Source organism: Arthrobacter oryzae, from assembly GCF_037911235.1.
GTDB lineage: Bacteria > Actinomycetota > Actinomycetes > Actinomycetales > Micrococcaceae > Arthrobacter > Arthrobacter oryzae_E.
Genome location: NZ_JBBLYW010000064.1, coordinates 1 through 375, shown reverse-complemented (window position 1 = coordinate 375; position 375 = coordinate 1). Strand labels below are relative to the sequence as shown.

Here is a 375-nt window from a genome sequence, read left to right as displayed (position 1 = left end):
TCCCCGACGCGGAACTCCGTCACGTCCGTGACCCATTTCTGGTTCGGAGCGTCAGCATCAAACTTCCGGTTCAGCAGGTTCGGGGCAATAGCGCCCTGCTCGCCTTGGTAAGAGTTATAGCGCTTCCTCCGCCGGACCTTGCAGAACAGCTGTAGTGAGCGCATAAGTTTCAGCACGGTCTTCTTCGCGACCGCCCAGCCCTGCCTGGCAAGTTCACTATGGATGCGCCGGTGCCCGTAGCGGCTATGGTTTTTCGTGAAGATCTCCGTGACTGCAGCCTGGAGTGCTTCCTTCGGGTCGGGAGCCCGAAGCCGGGCCTGGTGGTAGAAGAACGTCGACCGGGCCAGGCCCGCGACCAGCAGCAGGACCGGGAGA

Annotated in this window: 1 protein-coding gene; it reads right to left on the bottom strand. The window is 61.9% G+C overall.

Annotation, left to right across the window (positions count from 1 at the left end; all coding sequences use genetic code 11):
* On the bottom strand, positions 1-375 hold a 375-nt coding region (locus WMN78_RS16910; RefSeq protein ID WP_340534890.1), incomplete at both ends, for an IS3 family transposase.